The following is a 26,050-nucleotide window of genomic DNA, read 5'->3' on the forward strand; positions in this document are numbered from 1 at the left end:
ATTGATATGAGCTTTGGCTTCCGTTACCGCTTGGTCTACTTTCGCTTTTGCAGCTTCTTTTTCTTCTGTTGTCGCATCTAGTGTTCGATCAATTGCTTCTTTCTTAGCTCTAGCTACTTCATCAATTGCCTCTCTTGCTTTCATTTTTTTCGTAATTTCTGGTTGGATTGCATTAATAAAATTCGTACCATTTGTTTTAGCAGTATCTACATTTTCATTTTTTAGTGCTTGATGAATTTGTTCCTTAGCCTTAGTAACCTCTTGATCTATTTTCGCTATTGCTGCCTCTTTTTCTTCTACTGTTGCATCAGGTGTTTGATCAATTGCTGCTTTTTTAATTCGGGCTACCTCATCGATTGTATCTCTTGCATCTGATTTTTTAACCACTTCTGGAGTAACTGCATTAATTGCAGTTATTCCTTCATTTTGTGCATCATCTACACTTGAATTAGTAGTTGCTTGATTAATGTTATTTTTAGCTTCGATTACTATTTTATCTACTTTTGCCTTTGCGACTTCTTTTTCTTCTATAGTCGCATCTTCTATTAAATCAATTGCTTGTTTTTTAGCTATAGCGGCTTGATCAATTGCTTGTGTAGCAGCATTTTTCTTTACTGGATGCGCTACTACTTGTGATATCTCGTTTACTTTGTTTTCTTTTAATATTTCAATTTCATTATTGTGATTTAGACTGTTAATATCTGCTTTTGCTCTAGCTACTAAATTGTCTATTTCAGTTTTGGCTGCATTTTTTTCTTCTAAAGTTGCATTATTATCCTTATCTATTTCAACTTTTCTTGCAGATGCTATATTATCTATTGCAGTTCTAGCGTTACTTCGAACAGTTGGAGTTATAGTAGCAGCATTCACACTATCTATGCTACTTGTTTTTTGTTGCGCTACACCATTATTTGTAGTTTCATTCATAATATTTGTTGTAGCCTCTGACACTAAATTATCAATCGTTGCTTTTGCAGCTTCTTTTTCTTCTACTGTTGCATCAGGATTATTATCAAACTCTACTTTTTTAGCATTTGCTCTTTCAGTTAATTCATCAATTGCTGCTTGCTTTACTGTTGGAGTAAGATCAATCATTGTAATTTCATTAATTCCAGTGTCTTTATTTGTTGCTACATCATTTGAAGTCATTGATTGATCAACAGTTGTATAACTAGATTGTAGTGCTTGATTCACTTGCTCAATCACAGCATTTTTTTCTTCAATTGTAGCTGTATCGTTACCCATAAAGAGCGCTCTTTTAGTTCTTGCAACTTTGTCTAATGATAATTTAGCATGTGCTTTATCTAAATTTAAATCGATACTATTAATCGTTGCTTGATCTTTCAATTCACTTATAGGCATCTCATCTGTTTCAGCTAATACTTCTTTAGCTTTTCTAAGTATCACTTGCATTGCTTCCCATACTTCAGGTGAATTATCGTTTTGATCAAGATTGGCTAAATCATCCTCAATTTCTGTTACTTTGTCTCTCAAATGTTGCTTATACATTTTAACTGTAATGGTTTGTTTATCTAATACAATATCTCCTTGTCGCATAGCAGAATCAACACTTACAAATTCATTATGCACACCGTATCTTGTATAGTGATCACCATTATTACGTCCAAAATCTTTAGAATCACTTAACCTATTCATATTTATACCATCTGTAACATAAGTCAAATGTCCTAAGAATTCTTTTTCAATTGGTCGATCAGTTGGTAAGGATAATCCTATAGAAATATTTTTACTTGCTCCTGCTTCAAGTCGATCTATTTTAACTGTTAACTCTTTAGTTGCTGCATTAAATTTTCCAGTAGCATTTTTTGTAGATACATATGTCACATCTTCTGGTAAAACAATCGTATATTCTGTTTTATTTGAACTAGAATGTCCTCTATTTTCAATTCTAAACCCTATTTCTTGATAAACTCGATCAGCATTTATGGATCCAGATTGTGCAAAGTAGTGTGTATTATTTACTGTCGCAGTTAAATATGCGCCACTATTAATGGTAACATCAGCTAACACTCCGCCTCCAAAGTTATTAGGACCAGTAAGGAGTCTATGTCCATTAGTAGAATCAGTACTACGATTTAATGCCGATTCAAATCTTAATCTTAATCGTGAGACTGTTTCTGGCACTTGAAATACACCTACAAAGTTACCAATTGGGTTCTGTAATATATCCGGAGTTCCTTTATATAAAAGTGTAGAAGGATTATTCGCATCGTAAATATACACTCTTGCACCATTAACCCCCCATATATTATTCATACTACTAGAAATATAATGTAATTGGATTTCTGATCCAGGAGTAACATCAACATCTTGGTAAATTGATCCTACTGTAGGATCAGCTATACCTGGAACTTGATTAAAGTTACCATTATATTTTGATAGTACTACACCAATTTTATTATTGGTTTTATCGAATATATAAGGATTGTATGCGGGCAACGATTTAGGACCCCAAATTAATGGAATGATGGTTTGATCATTACTATTTACATGCCAACCCGGTACAGTATTTGCTTCATTCATTGCAGACTCTAAATTCTTAGTCGGTATCGTCGCACCCTGTGAATTATCTGTAAATGTCCCATTAATGATTTGACCAGTATTTTGTTCATTTACAGCCATCGGATCTGTATTTGTAGTACTAGGAGTGTTATCTACTGAACGTTTCCCTCTTCTATGTGGTTGATTAACGTTTGTAGTTTCATGATTATTTTCATTACTAACTACGTCATTAGTTGTTACTTTCTCATTATGATTTGTATTATTTTCAGTGCTATTAATTACATTATTCACTGTACCTTCTTCACGTTCACGGTTAATTGAATAATCACTTGAAGTATTACTTTCATTATTTCGATTATTTTCATTTGAATTAGATGTATTTGCTGACGTTGTTTCATTATGTGGTTGTTCAATATTAGTATTTTGTTTATTAATCGTCGCACTTTCATTCGTTTGTGGAGCACTTGTATTTGTTTCTGCATCATGAGTTGCTGCATGACCAGGATGTGATAAAAACACTAATGTAGCAATTAGCGTTGAAAATGTCCCCACACTAAATTTACGAATACTAAATTTCTGTTTTTTAAAAAGATTCATTATGTTTCCTCCTTGATGTTCTCTCTTGATGTCAATTGTTATAATGAAAATGTTTTATGTATGCTATAGTTGTTACTATCACTTACATAATATTATATTCACACTTAAATATAATATCATAATAAAATTAAAAGTACTACAACTAAATAATATAAAAATATTAAAAATAAGTTAAATTATAAAAAAACAGCGAAGAATCATAACTTCGCTGTTTTTCTGTATTATTGTTTAAATATCTATAAATCATTATATACTGTCTATTTCAATACCTTCATCACCCCATGCTTGCATGCCACCTTCAACATTAACTGCATGAATACCTTCATTTTCAAGGTAGTTCGCTACTTTTTCACTACGAACACCTGCAGCACAAACGATGTAGTACGTTTCATTTTTATTAAATTGATTTAAGTTATCAGCAATTTGATCCATTGGAATAGTTTTAGCACCAGGAATTGTACCCATTGCAGTTTCTTCATCTGTTCGCACATCGATAATATTTACTGGATTAGATCCTAGTATTTTCTCTTTTAATTGATCTACTGTAATTGATTCCATTATAAAACTCCTCTTTCATTATTTTGCAACGATATTCACTAATTTTTGAGGTACAACAATAACTTTTTTAATCTCTTTACCTTCTATAGATAGTTTAACATTTTCATTTTGTAATGCTAACTCTTGCGTATCTTCTTTAGATAAGTCTTTAGGAATATTGATTTTCGCTCTTACTTTACCATTAACTTGCACTACAATTTCAATCTCATCATCTACAAGTAATGATGCATTATACGTAGGCCAAGGTTGGTACGTAATAGTTTCTTTATTGCCTAAACGTTGCCATAACTCTTCACTAACGTGAGGGGCAATTGGTGCTAACATTTTAACAAATCCTTCTACATAAGGTTTGTAAATATTATTCGCTTTATAACAATCATTGATAAATACCATCAATTGACTAATTGCCGTATTAAAGTTAAGAGTATCAAAGTCTTCAGTCACTTTTTTAACTGTTTGATTATAAACTTTATCTAATGAATTGTCGTTATTTTCAACAATTTTATTAGATAATGACCCATCTTCATTAATGAATAATCTCCATACACGATCTAAGAAACGTCTAGAGCCATCTAATCCATTTTCACTCCATGCTATAGCTGCATCTAATGGTCCCATAAACATTTCATATAGGCGTAATGTATCTGCGCCATGGGATGCTACGATATCATCAGGATTAACAACATTACCTTTAGATTTACTCATTTTTTCGTTGCCTTCACCGAGAATCATACCTTGGTTGAATAATTTTTGGAATGGTTCTTTCGTAGGAACTACACCTAAATCATATAATACTTTATGCCAGAATCTTGAATACAGTAAGTGAAGTACAGCATGTTCTACTCCACCAATATATAAGTCTACCGGCAACCAATGTTTTAATTTCTCTGGATCCGCTAACATATTCTCATTATGTGGATCAATATATCGTAAATAATACCAACAACTACCAGCCCATTGTGGCATAGTATTTGTTTCGCGACGTCCTTTCATGCCTGTTTTTTCATCAACAACGTTTACAAAGTCATCAATATTCGCTAATGGTGATTCTCCCGTACCAGATGGTTTGATTTGATCAGTTTCAGGAAGTAATAATGGAAGTTCTTCTTCAGGCACAGTTGTCATCGTACCATCTTCCCAATGAATCACTGGAATTGGTTCTCCCCAATAACGTTGTCTACTAAATAACCAGTCACGTAATTTGTAATTCACTTTTTTCTCGCCAGCACCTTTGGCTTCGAGTAAAGTAATTGCTTTAGAAATTGCTTCTTTATTATCTAGCCCATCTAGTTCGCCAGAATTGATATGTGCACCTTCTCCAGTATATGCTTCTTCTTGAACATTTCCGCCCTCGATAACTTCAATGATAGGTAAATCAAATTTCTTAGCAAATTCATGGTCGCGCTCATCATGTCCTGGTACTGCCATAACTGCACCTGTACCATAAGTCGATAATACATAATCAGCAATCCAAATTGGAAGTTTCTTACCTGATAATGGGTTAATAGCATACGCTCCAGTAAACACACCTGATTTATCTTTTGCTAAATCAGTACGCTCTAAGTCTGATTTTTTTGATGCTTCTTCTTGATACTGTTTAACCATTTCTTTTTTGTCATCAGTAGTAATTTCATTCACTAACGCGTGTTCAGGACTAAGTACTAAGAATGTTGTACCGTAGATAGTATCTGGACGTGTTGTAAACACATCAATAGTGTCATTAGTATTTTCAACATTAAATGACACACGTGCACCTTCAGAACGACCAATCCAGTTTCTTTGCATATCTTTAATTGATTCAGGCCAATCTAATTCATCTAAATCTTCTAATAAACGATCGGCATATTCTGTAATTTTTAATACCCATTGTTTCATCGGACGTCTATATACAGGATGACCTCCACGTTCTGATACACCATCTACAACCTCTTCATTTGATAACACTGTACCAAGTGCCGGACACCAATTTACTGCAACTTCATCTACATATGCGAGTCCTTTATTATAAAGCTGAATAAAAATCCATTGCGTCCATTTATAATATTCAGGATCTGTAGTATTAACTTCTCGATCCCAATCATAACTAAAACCTAGTTCTTGAATTTGACGTTTAAATGTTTGAACATTCTTTTTAGTAAATTCTCTAGGATCATTCCCTGTATCTAACGCGTACTGCTCAGCGGGTAATCCAAAGGCATCCCAACCCATTGGATGTAATACATTATATCCTTGCATACGTTTATAACGAGAAATAATATCCGTTGCAGTATATCCTTCTGGATGTCCTACGTGTAATCCCGCACCAGATGGATATGGAAACATATCTAATGCATAGAATTTTTTTTGACCTAAATTATCGTTTGCTTTGAATGTTTTATTCTCAGCCCAATAATTTTGCCATTTCTTTTCAATCTCTTTGTGATTATAACCCAAAGTATTTTCCTCCTAATAAAAATAAAACACCTCAAACTATTACTTTTGACAGGGACGACTTTCTTTAGCCGCGGTACCACCCTCATTCACATTTTACATGTGCACTTTATAATAGTAAGAGATGTTTTAAATTCAATTAATTAACGGTAAGTTCACTTAATTCTTAACGCTAGTTTGCACCACCACTAGCTCTCTTTAGAAAAGTATTTAAGTTACTACTCCAATACAGTTTAATATTATGAGATTCGTAACCTAATTGCAAGTGGTTCATCATATTTTATATGTTTAATTTTCAAGTTATCTTTCAACGATTTTCATGTTGTGATTGTTTCGGTAGACCCTTATCAAAAATAGATAAGAAAAACATTCCTATTAATAAAAGAATGATCATTCCTATGAACATTGCACTCATATTGAATGTATCTACCAATATACCCCCGATTAGAGGACCAAATGCTTTCCCCACAGTTGATGCAGAATTTACTACACCCTGATATTGACCTTGCTTACCTTGTGGCGCTAAATAATTGGCAATCGTTGGTACTGCAGGCCATACAAACATTTCACCAAAAGTAAGAATAATCATTCCTATTAAGAAGACGGTAAATTGTTCTGCAAAACTTGTAACAAAGAATGACAACATAAAAATTAAAATACCAACAAACATTTGATATTTTAAGTTTCCTTTTAACAAACGAATGACTGGTCTAATTAATGGTTGTGCAACTAAAATCATAATTCCATTTACCGTCCACAATACACTATATTGAGACATTGAAATATTAATTTGTTGCGTAAATGAGGCTATTGTTGTTTCCCATTGAATGTATCCAATCCAACAAATACTAAACATGGCACATAATAATATTAAAGCTATAAAACGTTTTTTATTTTCTTTACTTTGGATATCTAGACTATCTGGTGATTTCACTTTAGCATGGTATTCTAAATTAAATTGCGTAAAGGCTACAATTCCAAATAATACGTACATGATTAAATTAGCTAAGAAGATAAAATTAAAGCTAAATTCAGCAACGAAACCTCCCATTGCAGCTCCAGCAGCAACACCTATGTTTTGAGCTAAGTAGATAGCATTAAAAGTTGTTCTGCCACCATTAGGCCAAACGGCACCAGCCATTGCGTAGATTGCTGGAACAATCATTCCTCCACCAAAACCAAGTAGCACTAACCAAACTGCATACCACGGCCATCCATGAAAGAAATTAAGTAATGTTGTACTAAGCAAACAAGTAATAGTACCTATCATGATTGTACGGTAACCACCTAACTTATCGAACAACGTTCCACCTAGTAAGTTACCAACTACCATTCCAAAAGAATTAATCATTAGAACAATCCCAGAAACTGTCAAGCTTTTTCCTAATTCTTCTTTCATATAAATCGTATTTAAAGGCCATAAAAAGCTAGAACCAGTTATATTTAATGCCATTCCTATAACTAGCCACCATACTGATCTAGGTATATTCATAATTTTTAAGTCCTCTCTTTATATTTTTATCGAACTATAATAAACACTATAACATTAAAATATGTTAAAATCTTTACTTAGAACTAAGTTAGATAGAAAGGATAATGTGTTATGGGTAAGTATTTCCCGTATGCCTTTGAAAATAAACGATATCATACATGGAATTACCATTTAAAAAATAAATTCGGACAGAAAATTTTTAAAGTTGCTCTAGATGGCGGATTTGACTGTCCAAATAGAGACGGTACTGTCGCACATGGCGGTTGTACGTTTTGTTCAGCAGCTGGTAGTGGTGACTTTGCAGGAAATAGAGCCGATCCAATTGAAGTACAATTCCAACAAATTAAAGAACGAATGCATGAAAAATGGAGTGAAGGTAAATATATTGCTTACTTCCAAGCATTTACAAATACCCATGCACCTGTAGAAGTTTTAAAAGAAAAATATGAACCTGTGTTAAAAGAAGAAGGAGTTATTGGTTTATCTATCGCTACACGTCCAGATTGTCTGCCAGATGATGTGGTTGAATATTTAGCTGAACTAAATCAACGTACTTATTTATGGGTGGAACTTGGTCTTCAAACAGTTCATCAGAAAACCTCTGATTTAATTAATCGTGCGCACGATATGCAAACGTATTACGAAGGTGTAGCTAAATTGCGTAAACATAATATTAACGTATGTACACACATTATTAATGGCTTACCAGGTGAAAATTATCATATGATGATGGAAACAGCACGAGAAGTGGCACAAATGGATGTGCAAGGTATTAAAATCCATTTATTACATTTACTTAAAGGTACACCAATGGTCAAACAATACGAAAAAGGTATGCTTGAATTTATGACTCAAGAAGATTATACAAACTTAGTGTGTGATCAACTTGAAATCCTTCCGCCAGACATGATTATTCATCGTATTACTGGAGATGGACCGATTGATTTAATGGTAGGACCAATGTGGAGTGTTAACAAGTGGGAAGTTCTCAATGAAATAGATGATGAATTAGCACGTCGTGAATCTTATCAAGGTAAGTTTTACACATCTAATAATAAGGTGAATTCATGAAATTAGAACGTATTCTTCCTTTTGCTAAAACACTTATCAAGCAACATATTCAAGATGATAGCATTGTCATTGATGCTACGTGTGGTAATGGAAATGACACCCTATTTTTAGCAGAACAGGTTCCAAATGGCAAAGTGTTTGGTTTCGATATACAAAAAGAAGCTATTGAACATACAAAAGAAAAAATAGTATCCTTTAAACATGTTACGTTGATACATGATGGACATGAAAATATCTTAAATGATATACCAAGTGATGTCATCGGAAACGTGGATGCAGCTATTTTCAATTTGGGATATCTGCCTAAAGGTGATAAAACCATTGTTACTAAACCTGAAACAACTATTCAAGCTATTGAAAGTATTTTTAAACTATTAAGTACAGAAGGTATTATTGTACTAGTGATTTATCATGGACATAAGGAAGGACAAATCGAAAGAGATGAATTATTAAAATATCTCGAAAACTTTGATCAAAGTAAAGCACACATATTAAAATATCAATTTATCAATCAAGTTAATCATGCACCTTTTATATGTGCGATTGAAAAACGCTAAATTTTAAAACCCATAAATTAAAACATCAAATCGTAGTTTTAATTTATGGGTTTTTTATATTAAACACTCATCAATGAATTCAAACTATTTTCTAAAGATTCATATTTTCTTTTAATAATAGTAGTAATAAAATCTAATAATTCATTTCTATATTTATTTTTTTCTTCATTAAAATGGATAATAACCGTACGTTCGTCGTCAATGGGACGCTCTTTGTAAACCCAATCAGATTGAACTAAATTATTATACGTTCTTGTTCGTTTATATGACTTGATATTAACGTATTGATCCATCTCTTTTAATGTCATAGGCCCCTTTTCCCATAACGTTAATAAAATAAGTACTTCTTCTTTATTTAAATGATACTTCTCATAAATAATTCTAAATATAGAATCTATATCCTTCAATAATTTCTCTAATTTCAATACCATGGATACCGTTTCTTTTTTTTGTAATTTCATAATTCATTCCCCTTGATCTCTCATATTATGTATAATAATTATAATTCAATTTATTATTAAGTTTATACGATTTGGCGTTTTTAAAAATTCAATACAATTTATTTTTCAGTAATATATCAACTATATTTTTTAATTCAACATTTATATTATAAATCTAATACTAAATTCATACAATTTATAAAAAGTAATTGATAGTTATAATTCTACTTATATTGTAATTTTAACTCATTTATAATATTATCACCATATTTTTGATATAGAATAGGCTCGTAGATCCCTGTCTTCTACGAGCTATTTTTATAGATTTTTAAAAAATTATCTTATATTTCCTCAATGTCTTCTTCTTGTACAATAAATCCCATTGTATTTACACTATTATTCAAGAAAGTTAATATATATCTCATGACTTGATCTCGTTCAGGTTCATTGTGAATCTCATGATAAAACCCTTTCCACGCTTTAAAATAAAATTCATCTGCAAGAAATTGTTGTTTTAAAATATCTATTGAAGACGTTTCTAAGATTTTATCTTCAGTACCATACATTAATAAAGTGGGTAACGGTTTGATATCTTTAATATGTTGTGATGTGTCTCTCATTGTTTCATTAATAATGTTAAACCATTTGTAAGATACTTTCTTTAACATCAATCCGTCATGATTTGTCTCATCAATCACTTCTGAATTACGAGTTAAATCTTCATAATCTATTCCTAATTTAAATTGTGTATCTTTTGAGCTCTTTCCAATATTAGATATAAACATATTTTTTCGTGTTTTATAATTTTTCTTTAATTCAAGCATTGGAGAGAGTAGTAATATGCCTTCAATAGGTAGTTCAGTCTTTTCAAGTAAATTGAGAATAATTAAACCACCTAATCCAACACCCATAACAAATGTTGGTAATTTGTATTCGTTTGCAATTTTTATCCATTCAACTAATTGTTCATGATAAATTTCAAATCGTTGCAGTTGACCTCTGTTAGCTCGTGAAGTTTGACCTTGTCCAGGTAAATCACCCATAATTACGTGATAACCATTACGTCTCAACATCGTAATCACATACGCATATCTACCAGTATGTTCTAACATATTATGTACTATGATGATTACGCCTTTAGCGTCATGTTCTGTTTCCCACTTCCACATATTTTTAAGTCCTCTCTAATTGAATGTTTATCAAATGTATTATATCAAATTATACCTTTAATTGTTGTTAAACAATATATCGATTTTCTTAATTTATGACTAATGAATTTAAACGTATGTCACCTCCAAAATGTAAACGCTTTCTCAAATGATATATTCATGCTAAACTTGTTATAGAGATAGATAAGAGTGGGATGGAGGAATAGATATGTCTTTATTCAGAGATTTTTTCATAACATTATCAAATAGTACATATTTAAATGAAATGGCTAAAAAAATCGGACCGACTATGGGTGCTAATAGAGTTGTTGCGGGTAATACTATAGAACAACTCATTGATACGATTGAATGTTTAAACGCTAAACATATTGATGTTACTGTAGATAATCTTGGAGAATTTGTTAATAATAAAGCAGTAGCGACTCAAGCTAAAAATGAGATTCTTGAGATAATGGAAGCTATTAATAAATATCAAGTGAGTGCACATATGTCGGTGAAAGTGAGTTCATTAGGCGGTGAATTTGATACCGAGTTAGCCTACCAAAATTTAAGAGAAATTTTATTAAAGGCTAATACCTATGATGATATGCATATTAATATTGATATGGAAAAATATAATAGCTTATCACAAACATTACAAATTTTAGACAGATTAAAAGGGGAATTTAGAAATGTCGGTACAGTTATTCAAGGATACCTTTTTGAGGCAGAAAAATTAATTGATAAGTACCCAGAATTACGATTAAGACTGGTCAAAGGTGCTTATAAAGAAAATGATACGATTGCTTATCAAAGTAAAAAAGATATTGACAAAAATTATATAAATATTATTGAAAAACGTTTACTTAACGCCAAAAACTTTACGTCAATTGCCACACATGATGATAAAATCATTAACCATGTTAAACAATTTGTAAAAGATCATCATATTGAAAAAAACACTTTTGAATTTCAAATGTTGTATGGTTTTCGTAATGAATTAGCAGAAGAGATTGCTAGACAAGGATATCACTTTACCGTTTATGTTCCATATGGCAATGACTGGTTTGCTTATTTCATGCGTCGCCTGGCTGAGAGACCTCAAAACCTTTCCCTTGCCTATCAAGAATTTATTTCAACAGAAGCACTTAAAAAAATTGGCTTAGTTAGTGGACTAGCTTTAGGAACACTTACATTAGTATCTGGTGTTGTGAAATTACTACAACGTTGAAATACAGAGCGTCTCGATAATCCATAAAATTATCGAGACGCTCTACATTAATTAAAACTGTTTAAGTAAATTTGCCATTTCAATTGCACTTACTGCCGCTTCTGCACCTTTATTACCTGCTTTCGTACCCGCTCTTTCAACTGCTTGTTCAATACTTTCAGTTGTTAAAACACCGAAAATGACTGGTGTATTCGTAACATCATTTGCTTTTGATACGCCTTTAGCAACTTCATTACAAACATAGTCATAATGAGATGTTGCACCTCTAATGACACAGCCTAAAGTAATCACTGCATCATAATCATTTTTTTGCGCTAATTTTTTAGCAACAAGTGGAATTTCAAATGCACCTGGTACATATGCAACATCAATGTTATCTTCATCTACACCATGTCTTACTAATGTATCTTTCGCTCCATCTAATAAACGGTTGGTAATAAAATCATTAAATCTACTCACTACTATTGCAACTTTTAAATTTGTACCGACTAATTTACCTTCAAAATTCATTCTAGATTCCTCCTAAATAAGATGTCCCATTTTCGATTTTTTTGTTTCCATATAATGATGATTATGTTCCGTTTCTGGCACAATAATTTCTGTACGCTCTGCAACTTTTATACCATAATCTTCCAGGCCTTCAAATTTCTTAGGATTATTACTTAATAAATTAACTTGTTGAACGTTAAAATATTTAAGAATTTGAGCAGCTATATGATAATCTCTTAAGTCTTCATCAAAACCTAATGCTAAGTTTGCAGTAACCGTATCATGTCCTTGCTCAATTAATTCATAAGCTTTTAGTTTATTCATTAAACCAATGCCTCTACCTTCTTGTGGTAAATAAATAATTAATCCGCCATGATCATTTATATATTTCATTGATGCTTCTAATTGAGCGCCACAATCACATCGTTGACTGTGGAAAATATCACCTGTTAAACAAGCAGAATGTAGTCTTACATTTTCAGTTGTACGTGGTTCTCCTTTGCCAAGTACAACAATATCTTCATGTGTATATTGAGATTGGAAACCGTACATTTTAAAATTACCAATATCCGTTGGCATTTTTACAGTTGCTTTAAGTTCAATACCTTCGCTTTCTTGTTTACGACGATAATTAATTAAACTTTCAATTGTAATCATTTTTAATTGATGTCGCTCTTTAAATTGTTGTAATTCATTACCTTTTGCCATCGTACCATCGTCATTCATTATCTCACATATAACTCCAGCAGGTGCAGCACCTGTTAATTTAGCTAAATCTACAGCAGCCTCCGTATGTCCTGGTCTAACTAATACACCTTTTTCCTTAGACACTAAAGGAAATAAATGTCCGGGTTTATGGAAACTTTCTGGTTTAGAATCAGGATTAATTAACGCTTTCGCTGTTGCTGTACGGTCAAATGCACTAATTCCTGTAGTAGTAGAGATATGATCGATACTTACAGTGAAATTTGTACCGTAGTCATCTGTATTACCATCAACCATAGTTTTAAGATTTAGACGTTCAGCAATCTGCGAACTTATAGGAGCGCAAATTAATCCACGCGCTTCTTTGGCCATATAATTAATGGTATCGTCTTTCATCCATTGAGTGACCGCAATTAAGTCACCTTCATTTTCACGATTTTCATCATCTACTACAATAATACTATCGCCATTTCTTAATGCTTCTAACGCTTCTTCAATGCTATCGAATTTCATTTAAGCCCCTCCTAAAAACCATATGCTTTTAATTTATCAACTGACAAATCAGATTTATTTTTACCAACTATACTTTCAACATATTTAAATAATACATCTGTTTCAAGATGCACTTCATCGCCCATCTTTTTGTTAGAAAGAATCGTTGAACGTCTTGTTTCAGGAATAAGATGGATATCAAAACTATGTTGATGCAAGTCAAAAATTGTTAAACTTACGCCATCAACAGTAATAGAACCTTGCTTAACCATTTGTTTGATAACCGAGTCAGATGCCTTAATAGATACAATGCGTGAATTAGGCGTTTCTCTGATATTTATAATTGTTCCTTTTGCATCTACATGACCTAATACAAAATGTCCTCCGAAACGTCCACTACCTGACATTGCTCGTTCAAGATTGACTTCATCATTTTCTTTAATATTAGCTAAATATGTTTTATTTTCAGTACCTTTAATCACTTGGACAGAAAATTGATTTTGTTTAAAATCAATGACTGTTAAACACGCACCATTTACGCTTATAGAATCACCAATATGCATATCTTCTATGATTTTTTGACATGAAATATCTAATGTCCTTACGGATTGTTGAGTGCGAATACTTTTTACAGTACCTATTTCTTCAACGATACCTGTAAACATTTATCTTCACTTCTTTCGCAGTGTCATTTTAATATTTTGTTGAATAGACTCGGTAGAAATCACTTCAAATTGTGGCGCATCAGCTAAATCAATGACATTATCAGTTTGATAAAATTGATTTTTTCCAATACCGCCTATTATTTTCGGGGCATAATAAATAATAAGATGGTCTAAATAATTAGATTGGAGAAATTCTGAAGTTATTTGAGGTCCAGCTTCTACTAATAATCTGCCGACACCTCTTTGATATATATCAGATAAAATAGATTTTAAATTACATGTTTCTAAATATATTATTTTTATATGATGACTTGGACTTTTTAGTTCATGATTTTCAGTATAAATCCAAATTTCACTTAATTGATCGTGAAATATCTGTTTTGAATAATCAATTTGGCCTCGCTTAGATAGTATGATTCTTATTGGATGTTTACCCTCTTGAATACGTGTTGTATATTGTGGATTATCCGCTTCAATCGTTCCATTACCAGTTAATACTGCGTCATGAGTATGTCTTAAACGATATACATCTTGTTTTACTGCTTTATTCGTAATCCACTGACTTTGTCCACTATCAGTCGCTTGTTTACCATCTAACGAAGTCGAGACTTTTACTGTAATTTCAGGAATTTTATGTTGTTTTGCTTTGAAGAAATCCTCATACAAAGCAAAAGCTTCTTCTGAATATTGATACTCAACTTCAATACCTGCTTTTTCAAGAATGATATCTCCCTCAGAAGATAACGTCGTATCTTTTACAGCATAAATCACTTTACTAAGCCCATGTTCAATAATTTTATTCACACAAGGTGGTGTTGATCCATAATGTGTACAAGGTTCAAGAGAAATATAAATTGTGCCGCCTTTTGCTTTATCTTGTGCCATATCTAAAGCCTGAACTTCCGCATGTTTCTCTCCTTGCTTTAAATGTGCACCTAGTCCCACAATACGCCCATCCTTCACAACAACTGAGCCAACAGGAGGATTAACTCCAGTTTGTCCTTCCACCATTTGTGCTAATTGAATTGCATATTTCATAAATTCACTCAATTTATCACCTCTAAAAAAACCCCATACCTGTTTCACAGGCATAGGGCATGTATATATACTTAAATAAGCGTACTACAATTTTTATATTGTGCATGCTTATACATCATTCAGTAATGATGTGATTGATTCTTCCTCCCATCCAGACTTTTACTGTCGGCTCTAGAGTCTCACTAGATCAGCCACTTAATAAATTAAGATTAAGTGGGTCGCAGGCTTAATCACTGCCGGTTGGGAATTACACCCTGCCCCGAAAGAATACGTATGAAATTGTGATTAAATTTGAGTCATTGTAGTTTAGTGCTACATATATCATCTTACATTTATTTTTGGAAAATTACAAATAAAGAATTTCAATTTGATTTTTAAATTTAACTCTTAAAGAGACATTTATTCATTATTGTGTAAAGCATTATGCTTTATGATCAAATTCTTTTCGAATTTCATATAAGTAATCCACTGCACTTACCGCTTGATTAACAATCATTTTTACTCCATTACGCAATTTATTTACTCCATTAGTGATTTGTCCAATAGCAATCATATTATTTAAAGTACCATATCTTGGACTAATCACCTGATTTGTTTCTGGGATACTTTGTATTCCACCCATAGGATGAGCTTGAATAATTTGTCGATTTTGAAGATTTAAGATAAATTGATCATCTTCATCTAAATCTTTTAAATGTGTTTTAGAACCTGTTGCATTAATAATAATATGATGTGGATACCATTGTTCATCATGTTTGAATTTTAAATTAAATATTCCATTTTTATGTACCACATCTTCTAAATCCTTTCTAATCACTAATGAACCATCTTTTATTAATTGCTTGATGAGTTTTGCAGTTCTTGGAGGCATAGGATTTGAGTTAAGTTGAATAATTTTAGTGAAACGTTTATCGAATTCAATTTGATCTTGACGACTAAAACTATTCCAAATCCAATTTAAATTTTCTTTGACATTCTCTATTAATGTTTGGAATATACCTATCTCATTAGGATGTTCTAAATCATAATTTAAATCTTTAATCGTGTCCCCTGTTCGGCGATGAACCAATTTCTGTAAATCAATACCATTTAATTCACACTCTTCTTTAAATAAATCGAATGCTTTCTCTAATGGTACATTTCCAAAATACTTATCTTTAATATCATTAAATTTAGATTTCGTTAAATATTGAAACTCAATTTTTTTCATGTTTCCTCTTACGCTAGGTAATTGAGCAGAACGACTCGTCATTGTGATAGGTAGTTTAGGGTGATGAAACGCTACATAACGCACTACATCTAAACTAGCTAATCCTGTTCCAATAATAGCAATATCATCAGATTCTTGTACATCATCTAAAGTATTATATGTAGGGTAAGGAGTTTGAATATAACCTTTTATGCCTTTTAAATGATAAGGGTCGTGATATGATAAAGTACCTATAGTTAAAAATATGTAATCATATACTTGACAATGCTTCATATCTTTAGACGTACAGACATAATATTTCAATGTGGTTTCATCTATATTTGAATTAATGAAGACTTCTTGTACTGGTTGTTTAATAACTGTAAGGTTATCATATAATGTCTCATAATTTGATAAGTATGATTTCATATAATGGCCAAAAACAAATCTTGGTAAATACTTTGGATTTTTAAACGTAAAATCAGATTGTGTTTGATACCATTTCCAAAACTCTTCATCATCATCTAGATTTAAACTCATATTTTTAGTGGGTAAGTTAATTAATAATTGACTACTATCATTTTGAAAAGGAACACCCTGCCCCATATTAAATTCATTATCGTAGACATCGACTTTTAATTGCTTAAAGTCTTTATGTTTAACGAGTTGTCTAAGTACACTCACACCTGCTGTACCCATACCTATAATTGCTACTCGCATATTTAACATCATCCTTTTATATATTTGTATTATGTTGAATATTATCATATTATACCAATACGATTCTCGACTTCAAAACGTTTCACTATTAACACGATTATCCATTTCAAAGCATAAATAATCATGTGTAACTATGTTAAAATTTAAATATTGAGGTGACTAAACAATGAAATTTTTATTAAAAACATTAATTGTTTTTATCATTGGATTTACTTGGGCTTCAAGAAAAAACAAAGCAGAATAAATAAAAAAACCAACATCATCTAATTAAAAAGATAATGTTGGTTTTTATTTTGATTATTGATGTTTTTGATCATCTTTATAAACATACAACTTGAAGTATTTACCTTCAGTTTTCATTTCTTTATAGAAATCAGCAATAATTTCCGCATTACTTTCAGCCCATTTAATATCAGTCGCATATTGATGTTCACCAGGATTCATAGGATTCCATCTCATGCTATATAATGTGTTTTGATCATCGTGAGATAGGAAGTGTTTATGAATAAAATCTGCGCCACCTTTAATTGCTTTCTCTGGTGTATCCCAACCATGTTTTTTCGCATATTCAGCACCTGTTTTGATTGGATCTTCATCTAAAGCTCCAACACCATAAAAATTATAATATTTTTTACCATCAATATTTACACCATTCGCCAGTTCACTTTTTACTGAACCTGTTTCTAATAATGCGTGAGAAATTAAATAGACTTCATTGACACGTTTTTCTTTTGCAGCATTTACAAAAGCATCAGTATGTTTCAATAGTGTAGGTCGATCGAACAACATACGTTTGATACGATTTTTATCAATACCTTGATATTTAGATAAATCTAAAAATTGATATCTTTGTTTATCATCATCGATAAATTTACTGCTGTCCATTGCAACTTTAATTTCACTTGCTGATGCATCTCTCCATGCATTATTATTTTTATTCGATACTTGTTGACTTGTATAGTTATCTATTTGTTTTGCAGCAGCTTTATCAAGCGTGACGTTCACATGCTGAACTTTCTCTACTTCATTTACTTTTTTGAAAAATATCTGATCAGAAATCATTGAGAAAAAAATGAAGCCAGCTGCTACTAAAATAATAAGTAACCCTATTAGGCCTATAATAGAACCTTTTCTGTGCTTTGTCATATTCACACCTCTTAGGTTAATGTTGTAATTTCATTTATAGAAAAGTCTTCCATGATAATAAATTTTAACATTTTTAATTCTCTTAAACAATTTTATAATTATAATGTTACATATTCATAAAATAAAAGTAACAAAATTGAAATTTAACAAAAAAATAAAAGTAATGAAATACTCAACATTTCATTACTCAATGATTTTTATCTATTAAATAAATATAGTTATTTGTAGTAAGGTTAACATATTTAATTATTCGTTATTTCTTTTATAATCCATCATAATAAAACTGACAGCTTGCGATCTATTTTTATAATAATATTGATTTAAATCAATCGTCCCTTCAATATCACCATCACGATACATCATTTCATTTGTAAAATTATTTATCATTACAAATTCAGAACGATCTCTAATAACGTCTAAATCATCATGTCTTGCAAAAAAGTGCTCAAGATTTAAATGTGCGTAATCCAACTTCATACCTCCTATATTTTATTGTACAAATGTCGAATATTAATCTTACAAACTTGTTAAAGCTATATATCATCCAATCCAACGATTCTATGTTTACTATTTAACACCTATTTATTAAATTAAGCAAATGAAAATTCACGATACCTCATGTAGAATTTATACATCCGGAAATATTGTTTATGTACATAACTAAGGAGAAAGAATAAATATTTCAGATTTTAGTTCATTACACATAAAATATCATAAGATGATTCATCATTTGTTAAGACAATACCGTATCACTTATAATTATGATGAATTTTATCAACTATTATTAATAAAATTGTGGGAAATCTCCAAAATTTATAACCCATCTTCCTCTGTATCTTTGTCCTCTTTTATCTATCAGCGATTAAAGTTTTATCTTATTGATCTTTTTAGAAAGGAGCAATTGAAGATTGATTGCCTAGATATTGCAGCGTTACCTCATTCTTTAACTTATACATTGAAAGATGAATCTTTTTTTAATGATTTCAAATATATTTTAAATTCAAATGAATATCAATGGCTGATATATTATCTTCATGGATACAAACAATATGAAATCGCTAAAAAGATGAATGTCTCAGACACTACAATTAAAAAATATAAATCTTCTGCCCGTATCAAACTTCAGCAATATTATTTAGAAGGTGATTGGCATGTTACCTCATAATACTTTCGATTTGTTATACATTCAAACTTTAGAAGGTTCAACAATTCAGACTAAATGTTGTTTTAAAACATATGAAATGATTCTACCATTTCATATTAAAAAGATAGTCATATACTATCTAGAACAATTTAATAAATCATATACGCAACAACTTAAATTAGCTAAACGCTTATTATCTATCAATAAACTAGTTCCTATTTATATTTCTAAAGACATCATTTTATTTCCAATCAAACATCAACGCGCACCCATACAAATATATTTTAATGCTCAACGTATTATTGGATTAACGTCTTCTCAAAATAAAACCATTATTATCTTTGATAATTCAGTTCAATGCATAGTCGATGAGCCTTACATTTTAGTTTATAAAAAATGGCAAGAAAGTATTCTATTAGCCTATTTAATTAATAAGACGACTTCTTTTCATTAAACTTATATTCAAGTAATCTTTTAGTAAACAAAGCAGTCACAAATCTTATGAGATACAAACTGACAATCAAACTAATAATGGCAAAAACTAAGATTAATACACGATAGATTAAACTTAATTCTGCTTTAGGATTTATAAATTGATTGACTACTGCTAAACTTGCGATAAATCCAGCTAAAAACCATCCTAGTAATAGGATGTATGCGAGAACAAATAATATAATTAATAAGAACAAATATCCATTTGAAAAATGTTTATTTCGAAAGATATGAACCTGTAAAAATTGATTAGCAAAACGAGTAGGTTTCATAAATTTCTGTTCTGCATTATTAAATGAAGCATTATTTTGTTCAAAAGTATGTTCTAATAATTGCTTTTCTTTTTTATTTAAAAACCACAATTGTTTTCTTACTTTTTCTCTAAAAGCAGTTTCCTCCATAACTTAATTCCTTTCTATTTAATTATATTCATAAATTTTAACTGAACACCGATTTTAAAACAAACTCAATAAAAAAGAAAGATACAACTCAAGATACTTTATTACTCCTTCTCTTTGATATTCATATAACACTAAAACCGAGTCTAAGACATGTTTGTAGTCTTAGACTCGGTTGGTCATAATTTAGATATAGTGATTTTATAATATAGATAGTCCAGAACTTTTAATATCTTTTGCAAATCCTTGAACTGTATCTACTGGCAATTCATTAATATCGCGTCCAAGATTATTGTTAACTTTCTTAACAACATCTGATGGACAAGTGATAATATCGGCGCCAATTTCATTAGCTTGAATAACATTGAACACTTCACGGCAACTTGCCCATAATAATTTAACACCATGTTTACTATGTGCGACTTTTACAGATTCTTTCATTAAAGGAAGTGGATCTACACCCGTATCAGCAATACGCCCCGCAAAGACAGAGATATATGTAGGTACACTTTCGGTCACTGCTTCTGTAATAGCTTTAACTTGTTCAATTGTATAAACAGCAGTTACATTTAAACGAACATGATCAGCTGATAATTTTTTAATTAATTCAATTGTAGATTCACCTTTTGAGTTCACAATTGGAATTTTTACAAACACATTGTCACCATATTGCTTTAAAATTTCTGCTTCTTTCTCCATTGTGTCTAAATCATCTGAGAATACTTCAAATGATATAGAAGCATCAGGAATTTCACGTACTGCTTCTTCTGCAAAAGCTTTATAATCTGTTACACCTGCTTTTGCCATTAAGCTAGGATTTGTTGTAAAACCATCTACTTCTTTATTTTTGTATGCAGCTTTCATTTGTTCGATATCTGCACCATCAGCAAATACTTCTACATTTAATTGAGTCATAAAATCTTCCCTTCTCATTTATATTACGAATATAGCTTGCTTTATGAAAAGACACCATATGTATAATTATTTTTTATGTACAGTATGTTTTACTATTTCGTTATGTTATTTATATCATGCTTTTTTTGTGTATGCGAATGTTTTGCTTTGAATTTTCTGAAAATTAAAACCTTATGATAAAGGTACTATTAAAAATGAAATTAAATGTGGTAATATTATTTAATGATATAAATCGGAGGTATGTTATGTCTAAATCAAAAAAATATTTATATATATCAGTGATTCTTTTAATTATTAGCTTTTATTTTAATACATTTAATCCTTTATTAAGTATTCAATTTAAATCAATAAAAAATTTATTAATTGCATGTAGTATTGTAAATGTTATCATCCTTATTGCTTCAATTATATTTTCTGATAAAGCAATTAAACATTTAAATTATAAAAATAAAGATTGGATTAAGACTACTTCTAAAATATTACCTTATGTCATATTAGTAGTAATTTTGTTCCATATTTTTGCTTCTGTTACAACATTTGGCATTTTTTCATAATCAAATACGCATAAAATGTTATATAAAGGTGAGTATACTATGCAATATTTAACCGTGTTTATAGGTGGTATGTTGGGCGCTTTATTAAGATTTTTGTTTTCCTTTATAAATCAGAGTAGCATCTTTCCAATTGGCACATTGATAGCTAACCTGTCAGGTGCTTTTCTTATGGGTTATCTATCTGTAGTAATGATTAAATTATTTAAAGATCATCCTAAAATTAAAAAAGGTATTACAACTGGTTTTTTAGGCGCTTTAACAACCTTTTCAACATTTCAATTTGAGTTAGTCACATTACTTTACAGCCATCATATTATCTTAGCTGTGGTTTATGCGTTTATGAGTTATTGCTTTGGTGTTATCTTGTGCTGGATAGGTATGAAATTAGGAGGTCTTACATCTTGATACAAGCTCTTTTAATTATGATTGGCGGTGGTTTTGGCGCTGTCGTTAGAGCATGGCTAACTGATGTCACTAAATCCAAATGGTCTACTTCAATACCTATTGCTACTTTAATCGTCAACTGGATGGGAAGTTTTCTCATTGGTTTAACGACTGGGCTCTCTATTCACTTAAACTGGATACATATGTTTTTTATTACCGGATTTTTAGGAGGTTTAACGACATTTTCAACCATGTCTTATGAGCTTGCGCAATGTCTAACACCGTCTTTCAAACTTTTTAAATTTATGATGTATTCTCTATTGCAATTTGTTATAGGATTTATTGCTTGTTGGATTGGTTTTATAATATAACAAAAAGGTGAACTGTGTAGTCAATTAACCTACAAGTTCACTCTTTTTTAATTAAATTGATTAACCTTCAAATGTATCTGGATCAGGTCCTATACGTTGATCTTTATTTAAATCATCAATTCGTTTCATTTGATCTGCTGATAATTCAAAATCAAATACATCTATATTTTCTTCAATTCTGCTTGATGTAACTGATTTGGGAATAACGACGACATTATGTTGCATATTCCATTTAATAATAACTTGTGCTGCTGTTTTATTAACTTCTTTACCAATTTCATTTAACGTTTCATCGTTTAAAATTTGAGCATTCATAAATGGTGACCAAGATTCCATATAAATATTTTGCGCTTCTAAATATTTTCTAAGTTTTTCTTGAGTAAAGTATGGATGAAATTCTACTTGGTTAATGACTGGTTTAATTGAAACTTGTGCCAATAATGCTTCAAAATGATCTGGATTGAAATTACTAACCCCAATGTTTTTAACTCTATTATCTTTATATAAATCTTCCATACCTTTCCATGTATCAATCATTACGGCTTCATTTGTCCCTGGCCAATGTACTAAATATAAATCTAAATAATCTAACCCAAGTTTTTGGATACTAGTTTCGTAGGCTTGAGCCACATTTTCACGTCCGAAATCTTCGAAAAATAATTTTGATGTTACGAAAATATCTTCTCTATTTAAACCTGTTGATTCTAATCCTTCTTTGATACCTTGGCCTACTTGTTCTTCATTTCCATATACTTTAGCAGTATCTATGCTACGATACCCAGATTCAATGGCATGTTTAACTGCTTCTTTACAAGTATCGTCGTTTTCTACTCGAAATGTTCCAAGTCCTAACATTGGCATTTGATTTCCATTATAGAATTCAATATAGTCCATTTTACTTCCTCCTTTAAAAATAACTATTCTGTATATACCCTAAAAGTATATTTATGAACATCGCTTGTAATAAAAAAAGTACCATCAAAATTTTAAATTTTGATGGTAGCCTCTCTTAGTTAAATGATTCAATTTTATCCATAATATTTTGTAATTCATCGACATTATATTGAATACGTCCATGGAATACAAATTTGTTAAAGAATTCGTCAAGTTGTTCAGGACCAACTAAAACCTTAACACTTGAGCTTTGTGCATAGTTTGAAATCGTTACGTCTTTATCATGTTTAGGATTAAAATATAAAATTGATGTTGGCTTATATTTAAGTCCTAATTCTGTTTGTAAATCTGTAGCTAAATTCTCAATTGCAGAAAGTTGATCAGAATAATTAATAAATGATAGTTTCGAATGATTATCTTCATGTTGATCAAGCACTAACGTTTGAGGCGCTTGTGTGTTTAAATCAAGTGTATCAAATACTTGCTTCAGCATTGGTAATTCTTGAAATTGTGCGCCGCTAATTCCATTATACACATGACCTTTTAATAATTGTGAATCAATGATATATAACCCAGTTCTAGTAAGCACAAGATGACTAATGCGTTGAATATTATTAAACTCATTACTTGGTAAAAATATATTAGCCATTATATGCATATCTTCACGTCTAATACGTTTTTCTTTAACTAAACGGTCTCTAATACCAATGAGTCTCATATCAGTCACGTATTCACTTTTATTTTTAGAAAATAATTTCAAAGCATCAATTTCACGTTCTTTTCCATTAACTGTAGCTTCAAATTCTTCTTTTTGTTTCGTTACTTGTTTTTTATTTTCAATACGTTCTTTTTCAAGTGCTTCCTCATGTGAAGATTTGAGTTGTTGTTCCTTGAGATTGTATTCTTCACTCGCTTTGTGTTTCATATTATTTTTACTTTTCAAGGCAACTAAAAATAGAATAAAACATATAATCGCTATGATTATCGCTACAATTAAACCAATCTCAATCGGTCCAAATGAATTCATTAGATAACGCTCCTTTTAAACTGTCAATATCTATCTATTATAATAGAAATAAACGATAATTTCGAGGTTTAACCTAATTGATTGATGTATATCCTACATTATTTTTGAACGGCATCTTTTAGGACATTCACTTTATCTAATTTTTCCCATGGTAACAATACATCAGTACGACCAAAGTGTCCGTATGCAGCTGTTTGTTTGTAAATAGGATGTTTTAAGTCAAGCATTTTAATGATACCTGCTGGTCTCAAATCAAAGTGTTTTCTTACCGCTTCAACTAATTGGCCTTCAGAAACTTTACCAGTTTTAAATGTATCAATAGCAATAGATACAGGTTCTGCTACACCAATTGCATAAGCTAATTGCACTTCACATTGCTCAGCTAATCCAGCTGCTACAATATTTTTTGCAACATATCTAGCTGCATATGCGGCAGAGCGGTCTACTTTTGTAGGATCTTTACCACTGAAACAACCGCCTCCATGACGAGCATAACCACCATATGTGTCTACGATAATTTTTCTTCCAGTTAAACCAGCGTCTCCTTGAGGACCCCCAATAACAAATCGACCAGTTGGATTAATAAAGAATTTAGTTTCATCATCAATTAAACCTTCAGGTACAGTTGGATAAATGACATGCGCTTTAATATCTTTTTGAATTTGTTCTAATTCAATGTCTTCAGCATGTTGAGAAGATACCACAATCGTATCAATACGTTTAGGTTTATCATTTTCATCGTATTCTACTGTTACTTGAACTTTACCATCTGGACGTAAATAATCTAAGGTACCGTCTTTACGCACATCTGATAAGCGTTTCGCTAGTTGATGTGATAAAAAGATTGGAAGCGGCATATATGTTTCTGTTTCATTTGTTGCATAACCAAACATTAATCCTTGGTCTCCGGCACCTGTTGCTTCAATTTCTTCTTCAGATATATCATTGCGATACTCAAGTGCTTTATCTACACCTTGGGCAATATCAGGTGATTGTTCATCAATAGCTGTTAAAACAGCCATTGTTTGATAATCGTAACCATATTTAGCTCTTGTATAACCAATATTTTTGATTGTTTCGCGTACTACTTTAGGAATATCTACATATGTAGACGTTGAAATTTCACCAGAAATTAAAGCCATACCTGTTGTTACTGTTGTTTCACAAGCGACACGTGCATTAGGATCGTCTTTTAAAATTTCATCTAAAATCGCATCAGATACTTGATCGGCGATTTTATCTGGATGCCCTTCTGTCACTGACTCTGATGTAAATAAACGTTTATTATAAGTCATGATTTGCTCCTTTTTTTAACTATATTTACGAAAATTCTCTTTTGACAATGAGCTTAAAATAAAAGAGCCTTCTCAACTACCTAGA

At 31.1% G+C, this 26,050-nt stretch carries 26 protein-coding genes, 1 riboswitch and 1 other annotated feature; of the genes, 8 read left to right on the forward strand and 18 right to left on the reverse strand.

Annotated elements, in window-relative coordinates; translation table 11 throughout:
* The 4 genes from CD034_RS06590 to CD034_RS06605 all read right to left on the reverse strand — a co-directional run.
* The coding region (locus CD034_RS06590) for a SasC/FmtB family protein (protein ID WP_219727362.1) at positions 1–3,120 on the reverse strand (3,120 nt) is incomplete at its 3' end.
* A gap of 246 nt (positions 3,121–3,366) precedes the next feature.
* Positions 3,367–3,678 (reverse strand): rhodanese-like domain-containing protein, encoded by a 312-nt coding sequence (locus tag CD034_RS06595; RefSeq protein WP_002449646.1) that lies wholly within the window; start codon positions 3,676–3,678, stop codon positions 3,367–3,369.
* An 18-nt stretch (positions 3,679–3,696) separates the two neighbouring features.
* Entirely contained in the window at positions 3,697–6,111 is a 2,415-nt protein-coding gene (leuS, locus tag CD034_RS06600) for a leucine--tRNA ligase (protein ID WP_103288223.1), read from the reverse strand.
* Between the two features lie 47 nt (positions 6,112–6,158).
* Positions 6,159–6,349 (reverse strand) — a binding site (T-box leader).
* A 66-nt stretch (positions 6,350–6,415) separates the two neighbouring features.
* The gene (locus CD034_RS06605; RefSeq protein ID WP_049418251.1) at positions 6,416–7,600 is read right to left on the reverse strand and encodes an MDR family MFS transporter; all 1,185 of its coding nucleotides are present in this window, start codon (positions 7,598–7,600) and stop codon (positions 6,416–6,418) included.
* A gap of 111 nt (positions 7,601–7,711) precedes the next feature.
* Between CD034_RS06605 and mnmL the strand changes: the two genes are divergently transcribed.
* Together mnmL and mnmM are read left to right on the forward strand one after the other, a co-directional pair.
* Positions 7,712–8,671, forward strand: coding sequence for a tRNA modification radical SAM protein MnmL/YtqA (gene mnmL, locus CD034_RS06610; RefSeq protein ID WP_002455181.1), 960 nt, complete (start codon positions 7,712–7,714; stop codon positions 8,669–8,671).
* The gene (gene mnmM, locus CD034_RS06615; RefSeq protein ID WP_002455180.1) at positions 8,668–9,228 is read left to right on the forward strand and encodes a tRNA 5-(aminomethyl)-2-thiouridylate-methyltransferase MnmM; all 561 of its coding nucleotides are present in this window, start codon (positions 8,668–8,670) and stop codon (positions 9,226–9,228) included. Before mnmL ends, mnmM begins: the two co-directional genes overlap by 4 nt.
* 59 nt (positions 9,229–9,287) lie before the next feature.
* Here the strand turns inward: mnmM and CD034_RS06620 are convergent, their stop codons facing one another.
* Both CD034_RS06620 and CD034_RS06625 read right to left on the reverse strand, forming a co-directional pair.
* Positions 9,288–9,689: a transcriptional regulator, SarA/Rot family gene (locus tag CD034_RS06620; RefSeq protein WP_002449620.1), complete on the reverse strand. Its 402-nt coding sequence runs from the start codon at positions 9,687–9,689 to the stop codon at positions 9,288–9,290.
* A 320-nt stretch (positions 9,690–10,009) separates the two neighbouring features.
* Positions 10,010–10,837 carry an alpha/beta fold hydrolase gene (locus CD034_RS06625; protein WP_002449637.1) on the reverse strand — a complete coding sequence of 276 codons (828 nt, stop codon included), beginning with the start codon at positions 10,835–10,837 and terminating at the stop codon, positions 10,010–10,012.
* Between the two features lie 208 nt (positions 10,838–11,045).
* Between CD034_RS06625 and CD034_RS06630 the strand changes: the two genes are divergently transcribed.
* Complete coding sequence (locus CD034_RS06630; protein WP_002455178.1) at positions 11,046–12,047, forward strand: proline dehydrogenase family protein; 1,002 nt, start codon at positions 11,046–11,048, stop codon at positions 12,045–12,047.
* Between the two features lie 51 nt (positions 12,048–12,098).
* Here CD034_RS06630 and ribH read toward each other — a convergent pair whose 3' ends face one another.
* The 7 genes from ribH to CD034_RS06665 form a co-directional block, all read right to left on the reverse strand.
* The gene (ribH, locus tag CD034_RS06635; RefSeq protein ID WP_002455177.1) at positions 12,099–12,557 is read right to left on the reverse strand and encodes a 6,7-dimethyl-8-ribityllumazine synthase; all 459 of its coding nucleotides are present in this window, start codon (positions 12,555–12,557) and stop codon (positions 12,099–12,101) included.
* A 12-nt stretch (positions 12,558–12,569) separates the two neighbouring features.
* Positions 12,570–13,754: a bifunctional 3,4-dihydroxy-2-butanone-4-phosphate synthase/GTP cyclohydrolase II gene (locus CD034_RS06640; protein WP_065581330.1), complete on the reverse strand. Its 1,185-nt coding sequence runs from the start codon at positions 13,752–13,754 to the stop codon at positions 12,570–12,572.
* 11 nt (positions 13,755–13,765) lie between these two features.
* A complete protein-coding gene (gene ribE, locus CD034_RS06645) occupies positions 13,766–14,398 on the reverse strand; it encodes a riboflavin synthase (RefSeq protein ID WP_002455175.1) in 633 nt (210 codons plus the stop codon).
* A 6-nt stretch (positions 14,399–14,404) separates the two neighbouring features.
* Positions 14,405–15,448: a bifunctional diaminohydroxyphosphoribosylaminopyrimidine deaminase/5-amino-6-(5-phosphoribosylamino)uracil reductase RibD gene (gene ribD, locus CD034_RS06650; protein WP_002449616.1), complete on the reverse strand. Its 1,044-nt coding sequence runs from the start codon at positions 15,446–15,448 to the stop codon at positions 14,405–14,407.
* A 123-nt stretch (positions 15,449–15,571) separates the two neighbouring features.
* Positions 15,572–15,707, reverse strand: a riboswitch (FMN riboswitch).
* Between the two features lie 150 nt (positions 15,708–15,857).
* Complete coding sequence (locus CD034_RS06655) at positions 15,858–17,345, reverse strand: FAD/NAD(P)-binding protein (protein WP_002455174.1); 1,488 nt, start codon at positions 17,343–17,345, stop codon at positions 15,858–15,860.
* A gap of 297 nt (positions 17,346–17,642) precedes the next feature.
* Positions 17,643–18,491 carry a peptidoglycan release complex glucosaminidase SagB gene (gene sagB / locus CD034_RS06660; protein WP_037554400.1) on the reverse strand — a complete coding sequence of 283 codons (849 nt, stop codon included), beginning with the start codon at positions 18,489–18,491 and terminating at the stop codon, positions 17,643–17,645.
* 246 nt (positions 18,492–18,737) lie between these two features.
* On the reverse strand, positions 18,738–18,962 hold the full coding sequence (locus tag CD034_RS06665) for a hypothetical protein (RefSeq protein WP_002449634.1): 225 nt from the start codon (positions 18,960–18,962) through the stop codon (positions 18,738–18,740).
* Between the two features lie 208 nt (positions 18,963–19,170).
* Between CD034_RS06665 and CD034_RS06670 the strand changes: the two genes are divergently transcribed.
* Positions 19,171–19,656 carry a sigma-70 family RNA polymerase sigma factor gene (locus tag CD034_RS06670; RefSeq protein ID WP_255296323.1) on the forward strand — a complete coding sequence of 162 codons (486 nt, stop codon included), beginning with the start codon at positions 19,171–19,173 and terminating at the stop codon, positions 19,654–19,656.
* A complete protein-coding gene (locus CD034_RS06675; protein ID WP_002449640.1) occupies positions 19,643–20,089 on the forward strand; it encodes a competence protein ComK in 447 nt (148 codons plus the stop codon). The genes CD034_RS06670 and CD034_RS06675 overlap by 14 nt, the downstream gene beginning before the upstream one ends.
* Here the strand turns inward: CD034_RS06675 and CD034_RS06680 are convergent.
* A complete protein-coding gene (locus CD034_RS06680) occupies positions 20,064–20,528 on the reverse strand; it encodes a hypothetical protein (RefSeq protein ID WP_002449665.1) in 465 nt (154 codons plus the stop codon). The genes CD034_RS06675 and CD034_RS06680 overlap by 26 nt on opposite strands.
* A 198-nt stretch (positions 20,529–20,726) precedes the next feature.
* Positions 20,727–21,440 carry a transaldolase gene (locus CD034_RS06685; protein WP_002455171.1) on the reverse strand — a complete coding sequence of 238 codons (714 nt, stop codon included), beginning with the start codon at positions 21,438–21,440 and terminating at the stop codon, positions 20,727–20,729.
* Between the two features lie 245 nt (positions 21,441–21,685).
* Here CD034_RS06685 and CD034_RS06690 point away from each other — a divergent pair, with 245 nt between their 5' ends.
* Genes CD034_RS06690 through CD034_RS06700 form a run of 3 tightly spaced genes read left to right on the forward strand, consistent with a single transcriptional unit; the run spans position 21,686 to position 22,749 of the window.
* Positions 21,686–21,994: a hypothetical protein gene (locus CD034_RS06690; RefSeq protein ID WP_049430780.1), complete on the forward strand. Its 309-nt coding sequence runs from the start codon at positions 21,686–21,688 to the stop codon at positions 21,992–21,994.
* Positions 21,995–22,033: 39 nt separating this feature from the next.
* A complete protein-coding gene (gene crcB, locus CD034_RS06695; RefSeq protein WP_049430783.1) occupies positions 22,034–22,399 on the forward strand; it encodes a fluoride efflux transporter CrcB in 366 nt (121 codons plus the stop codon).
* Positions 22,396–22,749, forward strand: coding sequence for a fluoride efflux transporter FluC (locus CD034_RS06700; protein ID WP_002455169.1), 354 nt, complete (start codon positions 22,396–22,398; stop codon positions 22,747–22,749). Before crcB ends, CD034_RS06700 begins: the two co-directional genes overlap by 4 nt.
* Positions 22,750–22,809: 60 nt before the next feature.
* Here the strand turns inward: CD034_RS06700 and CD034_RS06705 are convergent, their stop codons facing one another.
* From CD034_RS06705 to metK, 3 genes are all read right to left on the reverse strand, one after another.
* Entirely contained in the window at positions 22,810–23,643 is an 834-nt protein-coding gene (locus tag CD034_RS06705; protein WP_002449660.1) for an aldo/keto reductase, read from the reverse strand.
* Positions 23,644–23,758: 115 nt separating this feature from the next.
* On the reverse strand, positions 23,759–24,670 hold the full coding sequence (locus tag CD034_RS06710; RefSeq protein ID WP_002449668.1) for an NERD domain-containing protein: 912 nt from the start codon (positions 24,668–24,670) through the stop codon (positions 23,759–23,761).
* A 98-nt stretch (positions 24,671–24,768) separates the two neighbouring features.
* Entirely contained in the window at positions 24,769–25,965 is a 1,197-nt protein-coding gene (gene metK / locus CD034_RS06715; RefSeq protein ID WP_002449627.1) for a methionine adenosyltransferase, read from the reverse strand.
* Positions 25,966–26,050: the final 85 nt, after the last annotated feature.

This window comes from Staphylococcus hominis subsp. hominis (assembly GCF_002901845.1).
GTDB classification, from domain to species: Bacteria; Bacillota; Bacilli; order Staphylococcales; family Staphylococcaceae; genus Staphylococcus; species Staphylococcus hominis.